This is a genomic window from Roseicyclus sp. (assembly GCF_018402035.1).
In the GTDB taxonomy this organism is placed as follows: Bacteria; Pseudomonadota; Alphaproteobacteria; order Rhodobacterales; family Rhodobacteraceae; genus Roseicyclus.
This window is the reverse complement of sequence record NZ_JAGYJN010000032.1, coordinates 1-5149: the sequence shown is the minus strand read 5'-3', so window position 1 is coordinate 5149 and position 5149 is coordinate 1. Positions and strand designations below refer to the sequence as shown.

Annotated in this window: 4 protein-coding genes; all 4 read left to right on the top strand. The window is 63.9% G+C overall.

All coding sequences use genetic code 11. The features are described from left to right. Positions 1-262 precede the first annotated feature (262 nt). Positions 263-808 carry a DUF3576 domain-containing protein gene (locus KG698_RS14580; RefSeq protein ID WP_213686277.1) on the top strand — a complete coding sequence of 182 codons (546 nt, stop codon included), beginning with the start codon at positions 263-265 and terminating at the stop codon, positions 806-808. A 90-nt stretch (positions 809-898) separates the two neighbouring features. Then, positions 899-3466 carry a leucine--tRNA ligase gene (gene leuS / locus KG698_RS14575; protein WP_213686276.1) on the top strand — a complete coding sequence of 856 codons (2568 nt, stop codon included), beginning with the start codon at positions 899-901 and terminating at the stop codon, positions 3464-3466. Positions 3467-3499: 33 nt separating this feature from the next. After that, the gene (locus KG698_RS14570; RefSeq protein ID WP_213686275.1) at positions 3500-4531 is read left to right on the top strand and encodes a DNA polymerase III subunit delta; all 1032 of its coding nucleotides are present in this window, start codon (positions 3500-3502) and stop codon (positions 4529-4531) included. Positions 4532-4533: 2 nt separating this feature from the next. Then, the gene (locus KG698_RS14565; protein ID WP_213686274.1) at positions 4534-5127 is read left to right on the top strand and encodes a glutathione S-transferase family protein; all 594 of its coding nucleotides are present in this window, start codon (positions 4534-4536) and stop codon (positions 5125-5127) included. The last annotated feature ends 22 nt before the right edge of the window (positions 5128-5149 follow it).

Sequence of the window (5149 nt, the reverse complement as noted above, 5' to 3'; positions counted from 1 at the left end):
AACCTTTTTCATGGTTTTTCCCTCGTGTTGGTATTCAAAGGTGCACCTCAAGACGGGGAATCCGAATTGAGTATGCTGTTGTGTCGCGCCGCGCGCCCACGATTGCAAGAAAGCCGAACAGCCCCCCCGCGTCTTGCCGCGCGGCTGGTGCAGACATGCCACAGTCGCCTTTGCCGGGCCAAAAGGGAAAGACACTTGCCGCGACTGGGTCGGTCCTATACCAACAGGTGCATTGTAATTGGGGCCATTCAGGGACCGGCGCATGCTTGGTAAACTGGCAAAGATCGCGGGAATTTGCACAATCGCTGTGCTTTTGACAGGCTGCAGCGGTGGGGCTGGGCTGTTTGGCGGCGGCACGGGCGATGGGCTTTTCGCGCGCGGTGCCGCCGAAGAACGCCGTGAAGCGCGCCGCGAGGCGAACCGCCAAGCCGCGATTGACGAGGGGCTTTTGCCCGATCCCAATCGCGAGTCGATTTTTGACCTGTTCCAGAATTCTGACGACCCCAACAATACGGTCGAGGTGAATCGCTACCTGTGGAACGCCTCGCTTGAGATTTTGAACTTCATGCCAGTCGAAGCAGCCGATCCCTTCTCGGGTGTGATCCAGTTCGGCTATGGCACACCGCCCGGCGGGCGCACCGCCTATCGTGCAACCGTCTATGTGCAAGACCCCGCACTCGAAGCGCGTAGCCTACGTGTCTCGGTGCAATCGCGCAGTGGCGCGGTCAGCCGCGATGTCGCGCGCCAGATCGAAGATGCGATCTTGACCCGCGCGCGCCAGCTGCGCATTCGCGACGCAAGCCTCTAAGCTCGCTTTACGCGGGCGCGCGCCTTATCTATCAGCACGCCGGGCCATGATGCCCGGCGTTTTCGTCTCAGACCCAAGGATGCCTGCCCCATGTCGCGCTACGACCCCGCCACGCTGGAACCCAAATGGCAACAGGAATGGGAAAAGGCCCAGACCTTTGTCGCGCGCCGCAGTGACGACAAGCCGAAATACTACGTGCTCGAGATGTTCCCCTACCCCTCGGGGCGCATCCATATCGGCCATGTGCGCAACTACACGATGGGCGATGTGATCGCGCGCTACAAACTGGCCAATGGGTTCAACGTGCTGCACCCGATGGGCTTTGACGCCTTCGGCATGCCCGCCGAAAACGCCGCGATGGCCTCGGGCGGCCACCCCGCTGACTGGACCTATCAGAATATCGCCACCATGGTCGCCCAGATGAAGCCCTTGGGCTTTGGCCTTGACTGGTCGCGCATGTTCGCCACCTGCGATGTGGAATACTACGGCCAGCAACAGGCGCTCTTTCTCGATTTCCTTGAAAAGGGCCTCGTCTATCGCAAGAACGCGGTCGTGAACTGGGACCCGGTCGATATGACCGTGCTTGCCAATGAACAGGTGATCGACGGCAAGGGCTGGCGCTCAGGCGCGGATGTGGAACGCCGCGAACTGACGCAATGGTTCTTCAAGATCTCCGATTTCTCGGGCGAATTGCTCGATGCGCTGGACGGGCTCGATGATTGGCCCGCCAAGGTCAAAACGATGCAGGCCAATTGGATCGGCCGCTCGCGCGGGTTGCAATTCGCCTTCGACATGGTCGCCCCGGCCCATGGCCATGCCTCGGTCGAGGTCTATACCACCCGCCCCGACACGCTGATGGGCGCAAGTTTCGTCGGCATCTCGCCCGACCACCCCATCGCCCGCGCCCTCGAAGCGCAAAACCCCGAGATCGCCGATTTCTGCGCGCTGGCCCGCAAAGGCGGCACCACCGAAGAGGCCATCGAAAAGGCCGAGAAGCTGGGCCATGACACCGGCCTGCGCGTGCGCCACCCCTTCGATCCCGCATGGGAACTGCCCGTCTATATCGCCAATTTCATCTTGATGGAGTATGGCACCGGCGCGATCTTCGGCTGCCCCGCCCATGACCAGCGCGACCTCGATTTCGCGCGGAAATACGGCCTTCCCGTGATCTCGACCTTCGTGCCGCTTGCGGGCGATCATGTGAAACCCGAGGATGGCGGCCCAGCCTTCGTGCCACCCAAAACCGACCGCGTGCGCTGGACCCTCCCCTTCAACTGGCCCGAGGAAGCGACCGGCGCGCAAGCCATCGACGCCGCCATCACCCATTGCGAGGGCAAGGGCATCGGCCATGGCGTGACCAAGTTCCGCCTGCGCGACTGGGGCCTGTCGCGCCAACGCTACTGGGGCTGCCCCATCCCGGTCGTCCATTGCGACACCTGCGGCGTGGTCCCCGAGCGCAAAGAGAACCTGCCCATTGAGCTTCCCCGCGATGTCAGCTTCGACATCCCCGGCAACCCGCTCGACCGTCACCCGACGTGGAAAGACTGCACCTGCCCGGCCTGCGGCGCGCCCGCCCGCCGCGAAACCGACACGATGGATACCTTCGTCGATAGCTCTTGGTATTACGCGCGCTTCACCGCACCCCATGCGACAACGCCCACCGATCTGGATGACGCCGCCTATTGGATGAATGTCGACCAATATATCGGCGGCATCGAACACGCGATCCTGCACCTGCTCTACTCCCGCTTCTTCGCCCGCGCGATGGCGATCTGCGGCCACCTGCCCGACACCGCGATCGAGCCTTTCGATGCGCTCTTCACCCAAGGCATGGTGACGCATGCGATCTACAAAACGACCGATGCGAATGGCCGCCCCCTCTACCACTACCCCGAAGAGGTCGACCTGCGCGACGGAAAGGGCTTTCTGAAAGATGGCCGCGAGGTGGAAATCATCCCCTCCGCCAAGATGTCGAAATCGAAAAACAACGTGGTCGATCCCGTCGCCATCATCGCCCAATACGGTGCCGATACCGCGCGCTGGTTCGTCCTGTCCGACAGCCCGCCCGAGCGTGACGTCGAATGGACCGCCGCCGGGGCCGAGGCGACGGCCAAGCACCTCGCCCGCGTCCATCGCATCGCCGCCGACATCGCCAACACCACCGAAAAGGCCTCGCCCGAGGCCGATGAGGCGCTCTTGCGTGAAATGCACAAGGCGATCTTCGATGTCACCGCAGGCGTCGACAGCTTCGGCTTCAACGCGGCCATCGCCAAGCTTTACGCCTTCACCAACGCCCTGCAGAAATCGCAAGCCGGTGCCGCCACCAAGCGACAGGCGATGCTGACGCTGGCCCAACTCATGTCCCCCATGACCCCGCATCTGGCCGAAGAGATCTGGGCCATGCTGGGCGGCGCAGGCCTGATCGCCAACGCGCCTTGGCCCAAGGCGGATGAGGCGATGCTGATCTCCGACACCGTCACGCTCCCCATCCAGATCAACGGCAAGCGCAAATCCGAGATTACCGTTCCCAAGGACATGCCAAAGGAAGAGGTTGAAAAGATCGCGCTGGCAGATGACGCTGTGCAAAAGGCGCTGGCAGGGGGCCAGCCCAAAAAGCTCATCGTCGTCCCCGGCCGGATCGTGAATGTCGTTCTTTGACCCAAACACGCTCGCCAAGATCATGGGCCGCCCATGAAACTCGCCCCGCGTGACATCGCCGCCTTTTGCCGCGCGCCCGATCCCAAATCGGCGGGCTGCCTGATCTTCGGCGATGACGCGATGCGCGTGGCACTGCGCCGCCAAGAGCTGCTCAAGGCGCTCTTGGGCGAAAATGCCGAGGCCGAAATGCGCCTCACGCGGTTGGCCGCCGCCGATCTGCGCAGCGATCCGGCGGCGTTGATCGATGCGGTCAAGGCGGTGGGCTTTTTCCCCGGCCCGCGCGCCGTGTTCATCGATGGCGCCACCGACGGGCTTGCCCCGACCCTCGCCAGCGCGCTGGCCGATTGGCACCCGGGCGATGCCCAGATCATCGCCACCGCCGCGCGCCTCACCCCGAAATCCGCGCTGCGCAAGCTGTTCGAGGATCACAAGACCGCCCGCGCCGCCGCGATCTACGACGATCCCCCCTCGCGCGCCGAGATTGCGGCCCTTCTGGCCGAGGCGGGTCTGCGCGATCTGCCCCGCGACGCGATGGATGATCTGGAGGCGCTGGCGCGCAGCCTGCCCCCCGGCGATCTGCGCCAGACGATCGAGAAACTCGGCCTTTACAAGCGCGGCGATACCACACCGGTCAGCGCTGCCGATATCACAGCCGTCGCCCCCCTCATGCGCGAGGCCGAGCTTGACGATATCTTGCACGCCGCAGCCGAGGCCGAGGCCGGTGCCATCGGTCCGCTTCTGTCGCGCCTCGCAGGCCAAGGTGTGGCCCCCGTCACGCTCTGCATCGCGGCCTTGCGCCATTTCCGCACGCTGCATGCGGCGGCCTGCCATCCCGGTGGCGCGGCGGCCGGGCTGCAAGCGCAACGCCCCCCCGTTTTCGGCCCACGCCGCGACCGGATGCTGGCCCAGATCAACCGCTGGGGCCGCGACCCCTTGGAAACCGCGCTGAGCTTGCTGGTCGACACCGACCTGACCTTGCGCTCGGCACAAAGCGCACCGCAAATGGCGCTGATGGAACGGGCATTGATCCGGCTGGCGATGATGCCGGGCAAAGGGAGACGATAACCATGGGCTACACCTTGATCGGCGCCGTCAAAAGCCGCGCCTTCCGCGTGCTCTGGACGCTCGAGGAATTGGGCCTCGACTACGCGCATATCGACGCCGCCCCAAGATCAGAAGCGGTGATGCGCGTCAGCCCGGCGGGCAAGGTGCCGGTCTTCATCGCCGATGATGTGCCGATCACCGATTCGGTGGCGATCATGACCTATCTGGCCGACCGCCACGGCGCGCTTTCCTTCGCCCCCGGCACCACCGAACGCGCCCATCAAGACAGCCTGACCCATCTGATCCTCGATGAGTTTGACGCGCTCCTATGGACCGCCGCGCGCCATAGCTTCATCTTGCCCGAAGAACATCGTGTCCCCGAAATCAAGCAAAGCCTTGCATGGGAATTCACCCGCAGCCAAAGCCATATGGCCAGCCGCATGGATGAAAACGGCCCCTTCCTCATGGGCGAGACCCTCACCATCGCCGACATTCTCTTGGCCCATTGCTGCGGCTGGGCGGCCAATGCCAAATTCCCCATCACCGAAACCCGCCTGCAAGAGCATATGGCCATGATGCGCGCGCGCCCTGCCTTCACCCGCGCCCTCCAGCGTTAACCCCGCATCAAGGTTAACGCGC

Coding starts and splice junctions, on each gene's coding strand:
- KG698_RS14570 (WP_213686275.1), top strand. CDS start 3,500: ATGAAACTCGCCCCGCGTGACATCGCCGCCTTTTGCCGCGCGCCCGAT.
- leuS (WP_213686276.1), top strand. CDS start 899: ATGTCGCGCTACGACCCCGCCACGCTGGAACCCAAATGGCAACAGGAA.
- KG698_RS14580 (WP_213686277.1), top strand. CDS start 263: ATGCTTGGTAAACTGGCAAAGATCGCGGGAATTTGCACAATCGCTGTG.
- KG698_RS14565 (WP_213686274.1), top strand. CDS start 4,534: ATGGGCTACACCTTGATCGGCGCCGTCAAAAGCCGCGCCTTCCGCGTG.